The organism is Paenibacillus sp. JT22N15 (genome assembly GCF_059383755.1).
In genome coordinates, this window is record NZ_JBXENV010000008.1 from 346,778 (window position 1) to 364,150 (window position 17,373).

General features: G+C 42.6%; 19 protein-coding genes, 2 tRNA genes and 1 pseudogene. 16 read left to right on the forward strand and 6 right to left on the reverse strand.

Going from position 1 to position 17,373, the window contains the following annotated elements; genetic code table 11:
- Positions 1-3: 3 nt before the first annotated feature.
- The 9 genes from AC50X8_RS18140 (at position 4) to AC50X8_RS18180 (ending at position 6,261) form a co-directional block, all read left to right on the forward strand.
- Positions 4-888 (forward strand): ABC transporter ATP-binding protein, encoded by an 885-nt coding sequence (locus tag AC50X8_RS18140; RefSeq protein ID WP_056041571.1) that lies wholly within the window; start codon positions 4-6, stop codon positions 886-888.
- A 6-nt stretch (positions 889-894) separates the two neighbouring features.
- Positions 895-2,469: an ABC transporter substrate-binding protein gene (locus tag AC50X8_RS18145; RefSeq protein WP_235533303.1), complete on the forward strand. Its 1,575-nt coding sequence runs from the start codon at positions 895-897 to the stop codon at positions 2,467-2,469.
- A gap of 126 nt (positions 2,470-2,595) precedes the next feature.
- Positions 2,596-2,760, forward strand: a complete 165-nt coding sequence (locus AC50X8_RS18150; protein WP_172455662.1) for a hypothetical protein — start codon at positions 2,596-2,598, stop codon at positions 2,758-2,760.
- A gap of 149 nt (positions 2,761-2,909) precedes the next feature.
- A tRNA-Ile gene (locus AC50X8_RS18155) sits at positions 2,910-2,986 on the forward strand.
- 21 nt (positions 2,987-3,007) lie between these two features.
- Positions 3,008-3,093 (forward strand) — tRNA-Leu (locus AC50X8_RS18160).
- 145 nt (positions 3,094-3,238) lie between these two features.
- Positions 3,239-4,240: a tyrosine-type recombinase/integrase gene (locus AC50X8_RS18165; RefSeq protein ID WP_494880727.1), complete on the forward strand. Its 1,002-nt coding sequence runs from the start codon at positions 3,239-3,241 to the stop codon at positions 4,238-4,240.
- 130 nt (positions 4,241-4,370) lie between these two features.
- Positions 4,371-5,024, forward strand: coding sequence for a DUF4352 domain-containing protein (locus AC50X8_RS18170; protein ID WP_494880729.1), 654 nt, complete (start codon positions 4,371-4,373; stop codon positions 5,022-5,024).
- 562 nt (positions 5,025-5,586) lie between these two features.
- Positions 5,587-5,949, forward strand: coding sequence for a hypothetical protein (locus AC50X8_RS18175; RefSeq protein ID WP_494880731.1), 363 nt, complete (start codon positions 5,587-5,589; stop codon positions 5,947-5,949).
- Between the two features lie 222 nt (positions 5,950-6,171).
- Positions 6,172-6,261, forward strand: coding sequence for a hypothetical protein (locus AC50X8_RS18180; protein ID WP_494880733.1), 90 nt, complete (start codon positions 6,172-6,174; stop codon positions 6,259-6,261).
- Between the two features lie 283 nt (positions 6,262-6,544).
- On the opposite strand, the gene AC50X8_RS18185 is transcribed toward AC50X8_RS18180, so the two are convergent.
- Positions 6,545-6,784 carry a tyrosine-type recombinase/integrase gene (locus AC50X8_RS18185; protein WP_494880735.1) on the reverse strand — a complete coding sequence of 80 codons (240 nt, stop codon included), beginning with the start codon at positions 6,782-6,784 and terminating at the stop codon, positions 6,545-6,547.
- Between the two features lie 134 nt (positions 6,785-6,918).
- Here AC50X8_RS18185 and AC50X8_RS18190 point away from each other — a divergent pair, with 134 nt between their 5' ends.
- The 3 genes from AC50X8_RS18190 to AC50X8_RS18200 all read left to right on the forward strand — a co-directional run bounded on the left by AC50X8_RS18190 (position 6,919) and on the right by AC50X8_RS18200 (position 9,841).
- Positions 6,919-7,500, forward strand: coding sequence for a hypothetical protein (locus AC50X8_RS18190; RefSeq protein ID WP_494880737.1), 582 nt, complete (start codon positions 6,919-6,921; stop codon positions 7,498-7,500).
- On the forward strand, positions 7,493-8,713 hold the full coding sequence (locus AC50X8_RS18195; RefSeq protein WP_494880739.1) for a hypothetical protein: 1,221 nt from the start codon (positions 7,493-7,495) through the stop codon (positions 8,711-8,713). Before AC50X8_RS18190 ends, AC50X8_RS18195 begins: the two co-directional genes overlap by 8 nt.
- Before the next feature lie 495 nt (positions 8,714-9,208).
- Positions 9,209-9,841: a gamma-glutamyl-gamma-aminobutyrate hydrolase family protein gene (locus tag AC50X8_RS18200; RefSeq protein ID WP_494880743.1), complete on the forward strand. Its 633-nt coding sequence runs from the start codon at positions 9,209-9,211 to the stop codon at positions 9,839-9,841.
- A gap of 484 nt (positions 9,842-10,325) precedes the next feature.
- On the opposite strand, the gene AC50X8_RS18205 is transcribed toward AC50X8_RS18200, so the two are convergent.
- A complete protein-coding gene (locus tag AC50X8_RS18205) occupies positions 10,326-10,640 on the reverse strand; it encodes a DUF6809 family protein (protein WP_494880748.1) in 315 nt (104 codons plus the stop codon).
- A 174-nt stretch (positions 10,641-10,814) separates the two neighbouring features.
- Here AC50X8_RS18205 and AC50X8_RS18210 point away from each other — a divergent pair, with 174 nt between their 5' ends.
- From AC50X8_RS18210 to AC50X8_RS18220, 3 genes are all read left to right on the forward strand, one after another.
- On the forward strand, positions 10,815-11,039 hold the full coding sequence (locus AC50X8_RS18210; RefSeq protein ID WP_046230814.1) for a helix-turn-helix domain-containing protein: 225 nt from the start codon (positions 10,815-10,817) through the stop codon (positions 11,037-11,039).
- Between the two features lie 629 nt (positions 11,040-11,668).
- Entirely contained in the window at positions 11,669-12,190 is a 522-nt protein-coding gene (locus AC50X8_RS18215; protein WP_494861591.1) for a pyridoxamine 5'-phosphate oxidase family protein, read from the forward strand.
- Positions 12,191-12,228: 38 nt separating this feature from the next.
- Positions 12,229-13,455, forward strand: coding sequence for a benzoate/H(+) symporter BenE family transporter (locus AC50X8_RS18220; protein ID WP_494880784.1), 1,227 nt, complete (start codon positions 12,229-12,231; stop codon positions 13,453-13,455).
- An 80-nt stretch (positions 13,456-13,535) separates the two neighbouring features.
- On the opposite strand, the gene pdxR is transcribed toward AC50X8_RS18220, so the two are convergent.
- The 4 genes and pseudogenes from pdxR to AC50X8_RS18240 form a co-directional block, all read right to left on the reverse strand.
- The gene (gene pdxR / locus AC50X8_RS18225) at positions 13,536-14,966 is read right to left on the reverse strand and encodes a MocR-like pyridoxine biosynthesis transcription factor PdxR (RefSeq protein WP_494880751.1); all 1,431 of its coding nucleotides are present in this window, start codon (positions 14,964-14,966) and stop codon (positions 13,536-13,538) included.
- 225 nt (positions 14,967-15,191) lie between these two features.
- A complete protein-coding gene (locus AC50X8_RS18230; protein ID WP_494880753.1) occupies positions 15,192-15,980 on the reverse strand; it encodes a nucleotidyltransferase domain-containing protein in 789 nt (262 codons plus the stop codon).
- Positions 15,981-16,052: 72 nt separating this feature from the next.
- Positions 16,053-16,388, reverse strand: coding sequence for a helix-turn-helix domain-containing protein (locus AC50X8_RS18235; protein WP_081418943.1), 336 nt, complete (start codon positions 16,386-16,388; stop codon positions 16,053-16,055).
- A pseudogene (locus tag AC50X8_RS18240) lies at positions 16,328-16,636 on the reverse strand (cupin domain-containing protein); the annotation flags it as partial. The pseudogene AC50X8_RS18240 and the gene AC50X8_RS18235, both read right to left, overlap by 61 nt.
- Positions 16,637-16,993: 357 nt before the next feature.
- Here AC50X8_RS18240 and AC50X8_RS18245 point away from each other — a divergent pair.
- Positions 16,994-17,341, forward strand: a complete 348-nt coding sequence (locus AC50X8_RS18245) for a hypothetical protein (RefSeq protein ID WP_494880755.1) — start codon at positions 16,994-16,996, stop codon at positions 17,339-17,341.
- Positions 17,342-17,373: the final 32 nt, after the last annotated feature.

Below are 17,373 nucleotides of genomic sequence, written 5' to 3' on the forward strand. Positions count from 1 at the left end.
GCTATGATCGATTGCGAAGGCTTAGTCAAAATTTACAAAACGGATGATCTCGAGGTTGTCGCGCTGCAAGGTCTTAACCTTAAAGTAAACCCCGGCGAGCTGATGGCGATTATCGGGAACAGCGGAAGCGGGAAGTCGACGCTGCTCAATATTTTGGGCGGCCTCGACCACCCGTCTGCTGGCCAAGTTAGAGTCGGGCCGTGGGATTTGCTGAAAATCACCCCGGACGATCTCGTGAAATACAAGCGGGAAACGGTCGGTTTTATATGGCAAAATAATGCCCGCAACCTGCTGCCGTATTTAACGGCGCTGGAAAATGTTGAAATGCCGATGATGCTTTCGGGCAAGGTCGACCGCGCCTATGCCAAGCAGCTGCTGGAATGGGTAGGGCTCAAGGAGCGCATGAACAACAAGCTCCATCAATTATCCGGCGGGGAGCAGCAGCGGGTCGCGATTGCCATTTCCTTATGCAATCGTCCGCAGCTGCTGCTGGCGGATGAGCCGACGGGATCGGTGGATACGGCAACGTCGGATCTGATTATGAATATTTTTCGCAAGCTGAACCGTGAAATTGGCATTACGATTGTCATTGTTACTCATGATCTTTCCCTCGCGGGAAAAGTGGACCGTGTCGTTGCGATTCGCGACGGCTTGACGAGTACCGAGTTCATTAAGCGCAATCCCAATATGAATACGGTTGGGGGTGAGGAAGAGCAAACAGGCAAAGGGCTTCAGGCTGTGCATGAAGCTTATGTCGTCGTAGACCGGGTGGGAAGACTCCAAGTGCCGAAGGAATATTTAACTGCATTAGGCATAACAGATAAAGCGACAATGGAGTTTGATGGTGAGCGAATCGTCATTTCGCCGCCTAAATCATTAGGGGGGTAAAATAGGATGGAGAAACGGTTGTCTAATAGAAAAATGATTAAAAAGTGGGTTGTTGTCCCTGCGACACTTATGGTGGCAACGTCGATTTTGGCGGCTTGCAGCGGCGGTGCGCAAAGTACAGCAGAGAAGCATGTTCTGCGTATAGGTGTATTGTATGGGGGAGCAGATAATGAGCCGTATTTCCGTTCGCAATATACCGATACGTATGAAATGATGAACCCGGAGATCGATTTTGAAATCGTAAGCGCAATTGACTACTCGGATATGCGCTACCAGACTCCGGATGAGAACGGCAATATCGATCAACCAGATCCGTATGCGAAAATGAAAGATATGCTGACTGGCGATAATCCTGTCGATGTCGTGGTGCTGGATTACAACATGCTGCGCCGTCTCGTGCAGGATAATCTGCTGAAGCAGCTCGACCCATTGATCAGCCAAAGCAAATTCGATTTGACTGATTATGTGCCGACTGTCATTGATGGCATTAAATCCGCTGGCGACAACAACATCTACGCCCTGACGCCAACGTTCAGCTCATCGGCTCTTTATTACAATAAAAAGCTGTTTGAAGAAGCTGGCGTAGAGCCTCCTACAGACAATATGACCTGGAAGGACATTATGGACAAAGCTCGTCTTGTGAGCAAGGGAGAGGGCGTTGACCGTAAATATGGCATGACCTTCAGCCGTTGGAACGGCGGCGATTTCAACTCTGATATTCAAACCTACAGCTCGGCGCTTCAACTGAAAATGTGGGACGATAAAGGCGAGAAAATGCTGGTCAACACGCCGCAATGGGAAAATGTATGGAATACGGTCTCTAGCTTGTACAGAGACGATGTTGTGCCGGATCAAGAGGATATTAATAAAATCAATGAAGAGCTAAACAAGGAATCCGCAGATGGCAACTACGTTTACAACCCTACACAAGGCGATTTGTTTGCGGGTGGCAAAGTAGCCATGACGATCTCAGATTACAATTATGTGAATGAGCTGAGCAATACGATGAACAATGCTTCCAAAATTAAAGACTTTGAGGCATTTGATTGGGATGTTGTGACCTATCCGACGCATGAGGAGGCACCAGGCATCGGCGGTGCCATTTACTTCAGCCAGCTGATGGGGATTAACAACAACGCTCAAAACTCCGAGGATGCTTGGAAATTCATTCAATTTACCAACAGCAAGGAATGGGCGGAAATGAAATCCCGCAGCACGTATGAGCTTGTAGCGCGCAAGGAGTACCTGAAGCCTAAAAACGGCATGAATTACAACATTAATGCCTTTACTGCCCTTAAACCTATTCCGCCGCAAAGCGTCGATACAGAGAAGCTGTACCGCGAAAAGCCGGGCATTTGGGAAGCGCAAAATGCTTCTTACGATCTGTTCCAGAAAGTTATTAAGGGCGATATAACAGCTAAGGAAGCATTAGCCGAGTGGGAAACGAAAGGTAATGCTGTACTGGAGAAGCTGAAAAAAGAGCCGGCCAAGACAGATTCATCGAAGGCAGCTGAGGGTGGCACAGATGGTGCCAGCACCATGCCTGTAGAGGTAGAAACAACAGAAGTACCAGCAGGATAAAAAAGAACGTCCCGTATAAAGCCTGAAATGGCTTTGTACGGGACGTTTGTTTTTGAAGGTATAAAAGTCGATGGATTACTGTATTTAGCCTTTTTTGGGTATTCTAATGAGTGAGGAGGGATACCAATGAGGTGGATCTATTGGGTTCGATTATACGAGACAAAATTTCAGGCAGGCTGCCTTGTGCGAAGAATGGAAAATGATTGGTGGATCTATGGCTACGAGTGTCCGCAGGAGGTCGAGGTTTTTCGCTCCAAGCGGGGGCGTTACGGCGTGAGATTTTTGATTTAAATCAAAAGATTAAAAAAATGAAGAAAAATGCTTGACTTCACTATCTCATATATTGTATATTAATTCATGTCGCCATTTCAAATTGATGCGTTGTACGAATGGAATATATAGCCGCTTTCTATTAAATCGTCTTGCTAGACGTTTAATGAGGGCCCTTAGCTCAGTTGGTTAGAGCGGTCGGCTCATAACCGATTGGTCGGGGGTTCGAGTCCCTCAGGGCCCACCATTGTACACCTCAATCTATTATGCCGGGGTGGCGGAATTGGCAGACGCACAGGACTTAAAATCCTGCGGTAGGTGACTACCGTACCGGTTCGATCCCGGTCCTCGGCATACCGCTTTAAATCACGGTGGCTTTACGGTGTCTGTACGCATCCTGCACGAATACTGCGATGTTACATTCACGTAGACCTGTGCGCCTGCTCTTCGTAAAATTCGTTTCGTTAACGAATTTTACGAAGAGCAGGCGTTTTTTTATATGTCCGAAAATAGTAAGAGAGGCCTAAGTCGTCGCGTTAATCTAGCATCGGCAGGCGGCGGGAATTCTACGGTTCAATATACTGCGGAATCCCTCGATTTAGACGCGGCTATCACGTCATTTATCCGTTACTGCCGCATTAGAAACCTTACGCAAGATACGCTCAATTTTTACCGCGATACTTTACTAGAGTTAACGCGGCAGCTTCAGAAGCAAAACGTTGAGAGGCCGATAGATATCGTGAAAGATACGATCGTGGTCGCATTAGAAACGAAGCGAAGTACGACAATTAAGCGCGGTAAGGCAGAGACACCCGCTGACGCAATGATGGATAAACTTACTCGAAGTTGGCGCGCCTTCTTTAACTGGATGCACTCGGAAAGCTTCGTCGAAAATAATCCCTTCGTAGGAATCGGTAAGGCGAAGTCTGAACGCAGCATAATAGAAACGTTCTCAAACGCGCAAATGAAGTCGTTACTGAACGCGCCTAACCGTTCTACGTTTACAGGTCTCCGCGACTACACGATCATGTTGACGCTGCTAGATACGGGCATACGCATCTCGGAGCTTGAGGGTATCGACCTCCACCACGTTAATTGGAGTGACCGTACGGTTAAGGTTTACGGAAAGGGGCGTAAAGAACGGCTCGTTCCGATATCACGTGCGTTAGAAAAGGCGCTTCGTAATTACAGTGAGGTTCGAGGCGTATTGGAATGCGACTCGTTATTCGTAAATATCGATAACAACACGTTCAAAGTTCGCGGCATTCAGCAAGCGATTAAGCTGTACGGTCAGGATGCGCGGATTAAAGGCGTACGAGTATCGCCGCATACGTTTCGGCACACTTTTGCGAAAATGTACATTATGAACGGCGGAGATGCGTTCAGTTTACAGAAAATACTCGGACACACATCGCTGGATATCGTCCGAATGTACGTAAATCTTTTTGGTACGGATATCTCCGAAAAGCACGATCGGCATTCGCCGTTAGAGAATCTATAGAATACGCATTGTTACCGCAATTTCCTTCGGGCGATTGCGGCTTATTTGCGTTGATTTTCGTTGTAAAATCCGACACTTCTTGCGATAATATGAGTATTACATATAAAGGAAAACGTAGGGGGATTACATGATGTTAGAAGCCATCCGGATATTATCCGTTGTTGCCGTAATTATGTTTGTGGTAGCGCTGTTTGTTCCGAAATATATTCCGCAATACACACGCCAAAAGAAGATAGGAATAGTAGTCTCCGCAGTATTTGTTTTCTTACTTTCAAGCGCCATCATTAATTACGATGTCAAGCCCGAAACGAAATCGGCTTCAACTGCACCTATTTATCAGCAACAAGCCACGATTGCGCCAAGTCCTTCGCCTGCCAGTATAAAAGTTGGGAAGCTTAATGAGCGCACCACTATTCGCGATTTTACAGTCACCATTGGGCCAGCTGAAATAAAACAAGAAATAGGTAGCCAGACCACTGATGATCAATTCGTTATAGTTGAAGTAGATGTGCAAAATAGCGCTAAAGAACCGAAGACGGTTAAACCGCGAATGTTCACGCTCATGGACGAGGAAGGCCGCACTTACGAGGCTTACGAGGAGTTTTTATTTATGAGAGAAAACGAGACTGAAGTATTAACGTATGAGTCGATTAACCCGGGGCTTTCGAAGAAGCGGGTTGTTGTGTTTGAGACACCGCGTATCTCTGGTAAATTAGCTCTCGTTGTTCATGAAGAGGATTTACTGAGTGACAAGAATTTAGTAGGGTTCCTTGTAACTGAATAGTTTTAGTTTCTACTTGCGGTCATTCCTTACGGGGAGTGGCCGCTATTTTTTGTTTAGCGGTCGGCCGATCGGATACGCGAACAATGCGGCAGGCTTACGTTTAAGGGCGAGAGTAAACGCGGGATGCGGTAATGTAAGAATCATTAAATTAAGAAGATATTGCGAGCATAACGGAGTTGTGGATAACTTAGCTAAAATAATATGTACCGAAAAAAGTTGGGAATATCCCTTTTCACTAGGAAGATAACCGTAACGAGTACGGTGAAAACCGTATAAAAACCGGTTATTAGCGTCATTAATTATTTTCTGCATTTTGGGGAAAATCGCGAATTGCGGTAGTTGCGGGAAATTCCCGACGAAAATATAATACGGAGGAGTCGTAACACATGAGCGCAATATGCGTGAGATTGTCGGCAGGGCATATACGGAGTTGGGCCGCGAGTTGAAGGAAGCGCAGGAGAAGTTAACAGGCAGTAGATACGATGGCGTCTTCGTAAATTGGTGCGTATCAATCGGGTACGTAATGAAACAAGTATATCGCTTGATACAAAGGTATACTGTTTTGACAAATTGTCAAAGCGAGGAGCAACGCGAACTACTCGAAGACCTACCCGTATCACTCTCGTACGAAATCGCAGCTCCATCCGCTGAATCATCCGTTCCCAAGCGCCAGGCGAAAGAGGCTGTACTCGCTGGCGATATTACAACGCTGAAAGAATACCGCGAAATGGTCGCCAAATTAGAAGCCGCCGAACAGCAGCGGTCCACACTCGCAGATGAGAACAAAGTCCTACGCGATACAGTCGAAAGCCTAGCCGCTGCACCGCCTCATATCGAAGTGAAGCGCGAAGTTATAGCGGATGCTGAACTGGCTGATCGCCTTAAACGGTACGAGACGCGATTCGGAGATATTGACGGGGAGTGAACGGAGCGTATTTCGAATCATACGGAAGTTGACGGAGCTGCGGCGCACTTTGCGGACGATGTTCAAACGCTGCTAATGGAATTTGTATTTATTTTAAAACTCTCGAAAAGTCAACAATAAATGATCGGATGAATTGTTGTAGGCTCCATTAAAAATATTATGTATAATCAATCTTAGGTAAAGGCGGTAAGAAGAAAGGGCGTATATTTGAAGACTAGTGAAGTGATTAATTTAATGCTTCAATTTGGAATATTCATTGTATTTCTGATTACTCTAATCGTGGCAATTATTCCTTTAGCTGTTCAATCCTAAACAGGAAAAAGCCCCGTTATCTTGGCGGATGGGGGCTTCACCTAAACTAGTATAGCTTACCACTAAATGTCTTACCGCTTTTACCTACGATTGATTAACGGTTACTCTGATTTAAGCTACGTTTATCTTAATAGTAATACTTTAGCGAAGCTGTGTAAACATTCCGAGCAAATTCATCGCTTGATCGCTCATCACTTTGCCGATATTATTCTGCACTTTTTAATAAATCGATCTAGTGGCGAGTTCTCGTCATGACAGAGTCTCATATCCCGCGTATCCATATTTATATACCTCCGCATGGTACGTATATCCTCCCAGCCACCCATTTTTGCAACGTGAACGGATCACAGCCGCCTTCAATCATACGCTTGGCCCACGCATGGCGGTATACATGACAAGTGGCTTGACTTTCATCAATACCCGCTTTAAATGCGTGAAATTTTAGTCGTTTATTAAAGCTGTTTGTTGAAATATACTCCCCATATACAGACAAAAACAACCTTTTCTCTCCAATAAAATGCAAATAATAATTCTATATACAAAAAATAAACCACATCAATTGAGAGTGTATGGTAAAATCAACTAAGGAGAAAAAGCAGATAGTGCTGGATATATCGAAAGTCACATTATTAAAAATGACTTGAAAGGAGGGGGAATATGTACTACCTATTAGTATTCATACTTTTAGCTCTAGGTATATCAATGCAACTTGATATATTTAACCTTAATGACTTTACAGTTGCTTGCCTCAACGTTAGCGCACTATTCTTCACAATTGCAGGAATTAGCTCAGGTTCTATTTTTCGCAAGGTCTTTAGAGTCATATCTACTGTATTTCACTACTTAATGATTACATTAGGCGGAATATATTTCATGCTAGCAATTATAGGTTCAGGCTTTATTTGGTACGAAGATATTAAGAAGCACATATTGCAGATTGATTCAAATGCGGTACTCTTGATAGCATTAGCAGCTACTATTGCTACAATTGTATTGAGTAGAAAATATTTCGAAAATAAAGCGAAAGCAGACGAAAATACAATTCAATCATTGAATACTGAGTTTTTACACCTAAAGATGAAGATAAACGAAAAGGATTTAAAATATCTTGAACTAACAGAAAAGTATAACGCCTTAAGTTCACAAAATCGGTCGCTTGTCAGTAAACTTAATCAAACAACTACAGTCATGGATCAGATAAACAGAAAAATTGATGGAGGAAAAATAAAAGATGAGTAGATACAATATCAGGTTCAAGCAAGAGGATGTTGGGTATGTGAAACCGTGGAGAATCACTGACTTTATAGAAAAAATTACAACTCTTCACTACAAAGAGGAGTTAATTAAGGAAATTCGATTTAGGCTTAACAGTGGAGTAAAACCAGAAAATATTGTAATGTTCGACAAGTCATTCAATATTCATCGTAGTTACTCCAATTTAAATGAAAGTCACTTGTTAACACAAAATGGCGCCAAGCTGGCTTATCATTTAGGAAACTTCTCATCTCTATATCCAAATAAACATATAAATTCCATATCCTTATTTTTTGAATTATTTTCAACCTCCTATACATTGTTGAATAGGTATAGGTTAAAGCTTTACAAGGAGAGATTACATGTATATATTTCTGAAGTTCTCTCATCAAATGATAAAGAGTTAAACCTCAGTTCTTTTCGGGATGACCTCGGTTCACTTATCACCAAGCTATCCGATGATGATAGACCTGATGATGTCATTAATAAAGTATATAAACATATCAGGGAACTAAACGATAAGCACTCGACCTTTCACAATGAACAAGCTGATTTTCAACGATTTGAAGAATTACTTGCTAACGACTCTCTTTCCAAGAAGTTCAAATCGAGGAAGTACAAGAACTTATACGACAAACTTGTTCTTAGGTTTTACACCAAGTTTAATGAGGTTCAACGACCAATAATCGGTATATTCAATGATGAAACAAATTCAATAGAAATATTAGCAACGAGCTTTATAAAAAAAGAAGGAAATGATGAGTCCCAGATTGATTTGAAAAGTGTAACTCATAACAGCCCGTATGAGATATATATTGCCGCAGGTGCTACAATGGTAATGATGGTGTATCAAATGTATTGTAATAAAATTGATGAAAAGCAACCAAAAGCGATAATGGAAGTCGTCGATGACACAGATGAAATAGACGGGCATGAACAATACTTATACCTTGGTGAACAATCTGAAGTTTTTGATGAGGATAAGTGGCTGGAAAATCTAAATAAACTAGAAAATTTCATTGAAAATGAAAACCTTCAAGTCATCGAACCTGAAGGTGGTGCAAGTATAGATGAAGGAGTGAATTTTGTTTTAGCTGGCATAGAGAGAAAAGTAGACACCTCCCTTAAGAAAAATTTTGAGGATAATGATTTTATCTCTGGTAATATTGAAGTTGACCGAGATGAAGAGGCTGTATGATGGTCACGTGTTGCCTAATATAAACTAAGCTCTCTTATTATAGACATTGAAATAATAACTGTTATGAATGTTAGTCGAAACGCAGTCTGTTGTTCATAGTCAAACTGAATAACTGTTGATATAAGAAGGCCTCGCGCGCACCCGTAGTCCAGCAGGATAGAGCTACAGTTTCCTAAACTGCAGGTCATACGTTCGAATCATTTTGGACGAGCTATTCTCAAGGCTTCCGAACCTTACTGTTGTGCAGTTATCAGCCATCTGAACACCTTGAGAAATCAAGGTGTTTTTCTTTTGTGTGACAACAATGTTCAAAGAATATAAAACAATAGCTATCAATGTAAATTTATCTGACATGCTGCAATTCATAAATAGTCTGTTGTATAATATATCAATAAAAAGATATATTCACGGAGGAGTTCAGCATGAAGAGACCAACTATTGGAGTATTGCCTTTGTTTGATGGGGATAAAAAGCTATTGGATGCTTCCGGGGTATATGAAAGGGATAGAAGACGCAGGAGGGATCCCATTTATGCTGCCGCTTACCACGGATGTGGAGAACATTACTACAATGGCAAATATGTTTGACGGCTTCCTATTTACAGGCGGGCACGATATTAATCCTGAAATTTATGGGGAGCAGGTAGAGGATGTTTGCGGAGAGCTGTGTCTTGAGCGTGATGTGATGGAGAGCGTCCTTTTTAAGCAAGTTTTAGAATTGGACAAACCAGCGTTCGGCATTTGCCGTGGCTTGCAGCTGTTCAACGCCTTACTAGGTGGCACGCTGTATCAGGATATGCCGAGCCAATTTAAGCCAGAGAACAGCATTAAGCACAAACAAGCACCACCCTATACGGAGCCTGTTCACAAGGTTTACATAGAAAAGGGCAATCCGCTTTATCAAATTATTGAAACGGAGAGCTTCGAAGTCAATAGCTACCATCACCAGGGGATTAAGGAGCTGTCCCAGCAACTCATAGCTGTGGCAAAGGCTGAAGATGGTTTAATAGAAGCGGTTATGATGCCAGAGAAAAAGTTTGTTTTAGCCGTACAGTGGCATCCAGAGTTCAGTTACAAATCGGATAATTACAATTTTAGGCTGTTTGAGGAATTTGTGAAATCTTGTTAGTAGTATTCACAATGATATCTTCGTTTATTTTACAAGAGGATATAGCACCCCTTACGTATAAGTTGTTGAGAAGCGAATTAAACGCAAAGGGGTGTTTCACTATGTCCAATTCAATTCGGCAAAAGCCGCATTCCGCTATTTATTTTTAGTAGTATGAAATATGCTTTTTTAGATCATCTGGATTGGCGTAGTCATTAAGTCACATGTTACAATTAGGATAAACATATTAAATATAAAGATCAAAAATATCTATCAGCAGCTATATTTATTAAAGGAGGTAAACGCCGTGGATTCAATATTTTTTATAGCAGGTTGGGCTATAGTTGGAATTTGTATTGGAGGTTTGATTGTATTTATAAAATCGATGCCGAAGAAAAAATAATTATGTTCATCTCGCCGCTTCAGCTGAAGCGGTTTTTTGCTAATTTTATTATAGTAAGTGGATGTGGAATATTAATGGTCTCAGGAGAAAAATTAATTCTTTTCATGACGGAACTTCTGAAAAAGGACTCAGTCTCTTAGCAAGCTCTTCCTTCCCTGTTAACACTTCGGTCATAATACCTGCGCCTAGCCGGAATCCATATGTAAAGGTGGAGGTTAGCTCCATTGAGTGAGCTTGAGCATATAAGTCTAGCAATGCTTCGAGCTCCGTATATTCATCCTCAGTATGTGTATTCTTCCACGCCTCCATCACTTCAGAAATGTTCTGGCTCATTTGAAGATACTCCGGATCATTGGCGATTCTTTTTTCATCGGGACGCATATTGCCATGGTACAATTCTTCCAAAAGACTTCTCATTACAATCTCATCCTTTCGGCAATTAAAAATCGTCGTTGCTGCTAGTATTTTTATAGTTTAAAGCTAATGAATGGCATAAAAATTATTTTTAAGCTCAATGCTAATTTATGCGAAAAACGCATAAAAGTCAATATGCGAAATTCGTATAAATTATGATGGCGTTGGGTGATGAAAATGTATAAAAGAATTCGGGATTTACGTGAAGATAAGGATTTAACTCAGCAGGAGATGGCCAAGTTGCTGCATATTTCACAAGCAACCTATTCTCGTTATGAGAGTGGAGAGTTGGACATACCAACCGCAGTATTGATTACGTTATCTAAATTCTATAGTGTCAGCATCGATTATCTGCTTAATCAAACAGACATTGCTAAGCCGGAAGAACGAAAATCAAAATAATAGGAGATACTCCCTTGACAGCTGGCTTGCCTATGAAGCAAAGTTGCCTCTCAAAAATTTTGGTATAGCGAGTAAGTTAAAAAGACGCTCTTTACAAGTGGTCAAGACTTCAATTTGTAGGCATTGAAAAATCACCATGACAACAGACTGGTGCCGGTATTCAACCGGCATCATTTTGTTGAGTTGTCTTTATGTTCAAGACTGCTTGCAACTGATAATTTTCGACTCTCACGTCAAGTGTGTAACGCATAAGCTTCTGTCCCTTTTTCAATACATTCTTCGCTTGCGTGTATTATATTCCCTGTGGTTCCCCCAGGTTCATGCCCGATGATACAAGGATGCTGAATACGAAAATTCCTTCCCTGCAAACTCAGGAATAACCCAACTCGCTCGACTATCTCCCCAGCCTCCAATCTATTTGTGCCAATCCAATCATAGACCGTTTGTTACCCACTCTATACCCTAGCGAGCCTTTCCCACATCGGCTATACCGCCCTTCAGAAGATTTATCAGAAAAAATCTGCTTATCAGAAAATATGGATTGCTAAAATGCTGTGCTTTTGGATGTACTCATTCATTCCAATGACTGATATACTAACGAAAATTCAGTATTTGAGGAGTGGTTGAGAATGGATGGAGTTCGTTACAAGATAAGAGAAGTGTTGGACAGTGACAAAATTGAAGCTTTCCTGAATAAAGCGAGAATTGGCCATCTTGGTATGGTTGATGGTCAGCTGCCATATGTTGTTCCGCTTAATTTTGTTTGGGCAAAGGGGAAGCTTTATTTCCATGGAGCCACTGGCGGGAGGCGCAATCAGGTCATGAGTGCGAATCCAGAGGTCTGTTTTACGGTTTGCGAAGAATATGGAACTATTACCGATCCCGTACCAGCTAAGACGGACACGGCATATATGAGTGTTATGATTTTCGGAAAGGCCGAGCTTATAGATGATCTGGACGAAGCTACATATATGCTGCAGGAAATGCTTCAAAAATATGTGCCTGGTTACTATAACCGTCCCTTGTCCAAGCAGCATGTAGACAAATATAGGTCTGCTATATTCAATTCCCCTGTTCAAGTATACCGGGTCGATCCTTATCATATAACGGCGAAAGCAAATCCGATCGAGGAAGAAAAAATGTACAAATAAGAAAAAAGAGGTTGTTAAAAATGTTGAAGAGAGTGCAAATGAACACTACATCATCTTCACTGCATGGCCGTGATTGGATATCGCCCATTATAGCTGCTTTAATATCTGTCATTGTCAACTACGGTGGGACATTTATTCTCGTGTTTCAGGCGGCAAAAGTGGCGGGTCTGAGTCCCGAAATGACCGCTTCATGGATATTGTCGATTTCCGTTGGTGTGGGGATAACGGGTATATGGCTAAGCTATCGATACCGTGAACCGATTATTACTGCTTGGTCAACACCAGGTGTGGCTTTTCTCGTTTCGGTATTAGCGATAACCCCCTATGAGGAAGCAATTGGCGCTTATATCATCTCTGCTTTAGGATTTATTATTTTAGGAATATCGGGAATGTTCGAAAGGTTCGTCCGGCTCATTCCTCCAGGCATTGCTTCTGGTCTGCTGGCAGGCATTTTACTGCAGTTTGGTATTTCGGCCTTTGGCGGAGCGAAAGCTGATCCGTTGCTAGTCATTGTCTTGTTTGCTGCTTATATACTATTAAGAAGGTATACGTCCCGTTATGCTATCGTCGGTATTTTAGTCATTGGGCTTATTTATTTAATCAGCTTGGAAAAAGTAGATTTCAGCATGATCAAATTAGCTATCGCGTCGCCGGTATTCATTGTTCCTGAGTTTTCGCTTCATGCTCTTTTGGGTGTTGCCTTGCCATTGTTCATTATTACATTGACGGGACAATATATGCCTGGGATGCTAGTCTTGCGAAATGATGGGTTTAAGACGAGTGCAAATCCAATTTTGATTGTAACGGGCTTGGGCTCACTGTTTGCAGCGCCATTTGGCTCGCATGCTTTCAATGTAGCAGCCATTACAGCGGCGATTTGTACAGGTAAAGATGCGCATGAGGATTCAACAAAACGTTACATTGCGGGTATTGTCTGTGGCATTTTTTACATGGTTGTTGGGATATTTGGAGTGACGCTGGCTGCTCTGTTTCTAATTCTTCCAGCTACCTTCATCGCGACGTTAGCGGGGCTCGCATTGCTCGGGACAATTGGCAGCAGCCTTGCGGGCGCTTTAACTGAGCCCAAGGGTCGTGAGACCGCAATGATTACTTTTTTGGCAACGGCTGCAAACGTTACATTACTTGGTGTTGGCGGTGCATTCTGGGGTCTGGTTGCAGGTTTGGCTGCGCATATTTTGATACATGGACAATTTCGCCACAAACATTATAGGACGAGTGGAATACAACAAGCTGAACAAAAATAATAAGCGGCATGAAACTGAATACAGGTGCAAATCGGCTAAAAAGGGATGGGAATTGTTAAGCTTAGCCGGAGCTGCTTAAATTATAAAAGCAGCTCCGCAAGACGATGAATGCCTGTCTCTATTGCGGACTCATCTACTTTAGCAAAGCCTAGCACCCATCCTTTTCGATCGCTTTCCAAGCAATACTTGCTAAGTGGATAAACACGTATGCCTTTTTCGAGCGCTTGGTTCGTTGCAGATTCTTCATTAAACGAGTTTTCAGCTTCAAGAAGCATGTGCAATCCTGTTTCTACACCGCTAAGTTTAAAACGTTCGCTTAGGCCGGTCGCGATGATAGCCTTCGTCATGGCTTCGTGTCTGCGCCGATATACATTTCTGACTCTTCTCATATGGCGCATGAAATGCCCGTGCTCGATAAAATGAGCAAGCGTCAATTGCTCCATAATGGGAAGATGGCGATAGGTTAATTCATGGACATGGGCAAGCTGGCGAATGGCCTCTGTTGGACCAACGATCGCTGATATACGAATGCCAGGAGCGACCATTTTGGAAAAGCTCATCATATACAGCGTGTTTTGAGGCTGCTGGCTAAACAAGGTTGGGAGTGGGTCGCCACGATATCGAAACTCGCTATCGTAATCGTCCTCAACAATCCAAAATTGATGCTGAGCCGCCATATGCAGCAATTGCTGTCTGCGGGGCTCCGACATGATTACTCCAGCTGCACACTGATGTGAAGGCGTAACATAAACAAGCTTTGATTGAGGGGGAATACGGTCTGCTTGTAGTCCGTAATCGTCGACAGGGACGGGAACAACATTCATCCGCCGATATTTCATCGCCATCCATGAAGCGGGGAAGCCGGGATCTTCAACGCAAACGGTTTCTCCTTCATTTAACAAGGCTTGGGCAATTAAATCCAGACTATGCTGTGCGCCCGAAGTTAATATAATTTGATCGATATGAACGTGGACGCCTCGCTCCAGTGACAAATAACGTTGAATCTGCTCGCGCAGCGGCACGAAACCATAGGGGTTGCCATAAGCCCAGCTGGTTAGATCCGTTTCTTTGGAGGCTTGTAAAAAGGAGTGTCTCCAGTTCGTTTGAAAATGTTGATCCAAATAAGGCTCGTGTGGGCTGAAATCGATCTCCACATTTCTGTTTTCTTTGCCTCTGAACCAATTTTGCAACTGGCTGACTGCATCGTTTAATAAAGGCAGCTCGGGGGTAACGGGTCCTCGAGTTATAACATCCTCCATAATACGGGTCTTGTGGGTCCAGTCACTTACCCTTGTTCCGCCGCGCCGGGAAGTAACCGTGTACCCACGACTGAATAATTCCTCATAAACAATCTGTATAGTTGAGCGAGAGACACCGATGAGCAGCGCAAGTTCGCGAGAAGGCAGCAGCAATTCGCCTGGAGGCCATTTTCCGGTTGTAATATTATGGATCGCTTGGTCAAGCAGCTGCTGCCAAATGGGGCGTTCGTCGTCACGGTTAACTTTGAGCATCTGTTTCACCTCTAGTTGTATTTGCGTTAAAAATATGGAATGTTCTATTTACTTCAATATGTATATTTTATAGCATTCCATTAATTGATATACTAGCATGGCTATAGTTGATCAAGCAATATGATCGCGGTTTTACTGAACCATAGAACTGAAATAGCAATAGTAACAGCAACAGCCTCTGAACCGTTGAAGCTTCAGCGGCTGTTTTTTGATTTATCTAGCTAGCTATCTGTCTTGCAAAGGAGGGGACTGATCCACCCAGTTCCATTCATTGTTCTGAATAAATAGAGTGACCGCCTGCTCAGACGATAATTCCAAGTCTAGAAAACCTAGTGTGACCTCCGTTAATTCCATGCATTTTTCATGGGTCGGATTTAACAGCAGCTCATGGCAAAGGCCGATAAAGGCATGCGGTTTTTCTGGTGCTTTTTCGACTTCAGCCATCATGGACTTGTGGCAAGGAAACAATATCCGATTGTGCGCTAAGATGATTCGGCTTCCGAATAAGACCAGATTGCTGACGGCATGTGACAGTAGGTACGGGTTATCCTTTTTGACGGCTTCCCCTGCAAAATAATAACCGTAAAGCATCACCTGTGCTTGAAAATCTTTAATGTTTTGGTTTCTATTCTGCTCAGGATATACTGATATTTTGGTTAGCAGTTCATTTAACCCTGGAACGATGGAGTAGTAAGCCTGCGAACCTGTAAACGAAGCGCGAGTCGGCTCGCTGCCTTTCTCGGCTGCCAGCTCCAGAAACCGCATATTGATGATTTTGACATCTATATAGCCATCTTCATATTTGCAAAATTCATGAGTGGTGTAAGACAATGCATTGGTTTTCTTCCGCTCTTCAAATTCTTGATCCGTTACAAGCAAATAAACGTCGATATCTGATGTTGCCTTGGCCGTACCTTTGGCGATGGAGCCAGCCGTTATGACGGCTAATAGGTGGGGATCAGATTTCAGCGTTTCTACGAAATGGTCCAGCGATTGCTTATGATGCATATACATATTCCAGCCTCGCTTTCATTTTTTTGATGCTCTCATCGTAACCTTAAACAAAAGGAAGGAATATATCTATAGTCATTCATGCCAAACGGATAATTCATCAAAAAATGTGTTGGCAAATGGAATATCATGTTGTATTCGAAATGCTGCGGGCGTCATGCCCAAACGTTTTTGAAATAAATAATAAAAGTGTTTCATGTCGCTAATGCCGACCTCCTGTCCGATTGATTGTATGCTTCGGTCAGTGTGTTGCAGCAGCCATACGCTGTACAGTATTCGAATATGTTGCAGCATCTTGATAAAGGATGCTCCCGTTATTTGCTTGAATAGACGCTGGAAATGCCGAAGACTCAAAGCTGCTTGATGACTGATTTCGCTCGCCGATAAAGGTTTGTTGAAATGGGATACCATATACTGCAACGTCGTATGGATTGGATATTGATATTCGCTAATTTCCGGAAGGGTTTATAGATGCAATTCCACACCTTAAACGGATGTTGGCCTAATAAATCAAAGGGCTGAAACACATGTGCTACTCCCCTGGGTATGATAAACACATCGCCTCGTGAAACTAGAAATTTCTTGTTTTCGATGAAATGAATACCTTCGCCTTCCGCTACATATGCGATCTCCACAAAGTCATGCTGATGCTGAATTAAAAAAAGGTGTTTCTCTGCTAAAAGTCACTATGATTGGAGTATGAGAAACGAAAAGGTTACGTCCTTTGAGAAACGGGCTTGGTCTCATGGCTGATTCTCCATTTCATAATCGATAAAATTATCCGAATGGATGCTTTTTCTAAAAGGATGCCACTAAGCTAGCTAGGAATGGCACTTATTAGCGAAGTGGATTTCGTGACACATTTTAACATCAATCACAAATAGGTAAAGTATCCTGCTTATATTTAATGGCAGCAAGCACTGGGAGTCGTTATCTCCTTGTACGAACGGGCATGTACCAACGTACATTTATATTTTTGGATTTGCGTATATAATGGTACATAAAGAGGTGGGGAGATGGAAAGAAACAGGATATATGAGCTAAGCATATCAAGGGCTCCTATTTTATTATGGGTGGGGCTTGTTTATGCAGCAACCATTATTTTGCAGAATATGCTAGATCCGCGTTTAGTGCAGAGTTTAATATTTTTAGTAGTGATTTCGCTGCATGCCGTTTTTCATTGGAACAGTCATAGTCTCGTTAAAGATCGACCATGGGTATACTTTCTCATACAAGGACTGTTAATTTTTGTATCGGCCCTGCTCATGCCTGCAGGTTTTCCAGCAGCTTTAATCGGTCTTTTTCCAGTACTCATTGCACAAAGTGTTAGTATTTATTACCGTAAAGCACTAGCGTTGCATTAATGTTTCCTGAATCTTCAATTATTTCTGTCATA

Excerpts from the sequence above, each read along its gene's own strand:
- AC50X8_RS18140 (WP_056041571.1), top strand. The coding sequence starts at position 4 with ATGATCGATTGCGAAGGCTTAGTCAAAATTTACAAAACGGATGATCTC.
- AC50X8_RS18145 (WP_235533303.1), top strand. The coding sequence starts at position 895 with ATGGAGAAACGGTTGTCTAATAGAAAAATGATTAAAAAGTGGGTTGTT.
- AC50X8_RS18150 (WP_172455662.1), top strand. The coding sequence starts at position 2,596 with ATGAGGTGGATCTATTGGGTTCGATTATACGAGACAAAATTTCAGGCA.
- AC50X8_RS18165 (WP_494880727.1), top strand. The coding sequence starts at position 3,239 with ATGTCCGAAAATAGTAAGAGAGGCCTAAGTCGTCGCGTTAATCTAGCA.
- AC50X8_RS18170 (WP_494880729.1), top strand. The coding sequence starts at position 4,371 with ATGTTAGAAGCCATCCGGATATTATCCGTTGTTGCCGTAATTATGTTT.
- AC50X8_RS18190 (WP_494880737.1), top strand. The coding sequence starts at position 6,919 with ATGTACTACCTATTAGTATTCATACTTTTAGCTCTAGGTATATCAATG.
- AC50X8_RS18195 (WP_494880739.1), top strand. The coding sequence starts at position 7,493 with ATGAGTAGATACAATATCAGGTTCAAGCAAGAGGATGTTGGGTATGTG.
- AC50X8_RS18200 (WP_494880743.1), top strand. The coding sequence starts at position 9,209 with ATGAAAGGGATAGAAGACGCAGGAGGGATCCCATTTATGCTGCCGCTT.
- AC50X8_RS18205 (WP_494880748.1), bottom strand. The coding sequence starts at position 10,640 with ATGAGAAGTCTTTTGGAAGAATTGTACCATGGCAATATGCGTCCCGAT.
- AC50X8_RS18210 (WP_046230814.1), top strand. The coding sequence starts at position 10,815 with ATGTATAAAAGAATTCGGGATTTACGTGAAGATAAGGATTTAACTCAG.
- AC50X8_RS18215 (WP_494861591.1), top strand. The coding sequence starts at position 11,669 with ATGGATGGAGTTCGTTACAAGATAAGAGAAGTGTTGGACAGTGACAAA.
- AC50X8_RS18220 (WP_494880784.1), top strand. The coding sequence starts at position 12,229 with ATGAACACTACATCATCTTCACTGCATGGCCGTGATTGGATATCGCCC.
- pdxR (WP_494880751.1), bottom strand. The coding sequence starts at position 14,966 with ATGCTCAAAGTTAACCGTGACGACGAACGCCCCATTTGGCAGCAGCTG.
- AC50X8_RS18230 (WP_494880753.1), bottom strand. The coding sequence starts at position 15,980 with ATGTATATGCATCATAAGCAATCGCTGGACCATTTCGTAGAAACGCTG.
- AC50X8_RS18235 (WP_081418943.1), bottom strand. The coding sequence starts at position 16,388 with ATGGTATCCCATTTCAACAAACCTTTATCGGCGAGCGAAATCAGTCAT.
- AC50X8_RS18245 (WP_494880755.1), top strand. The coding sequence starts at position 16,994 with ATGGAAAGAAACAGGATATATGAGCTAAGCATATCAAGGGCTCCTATT.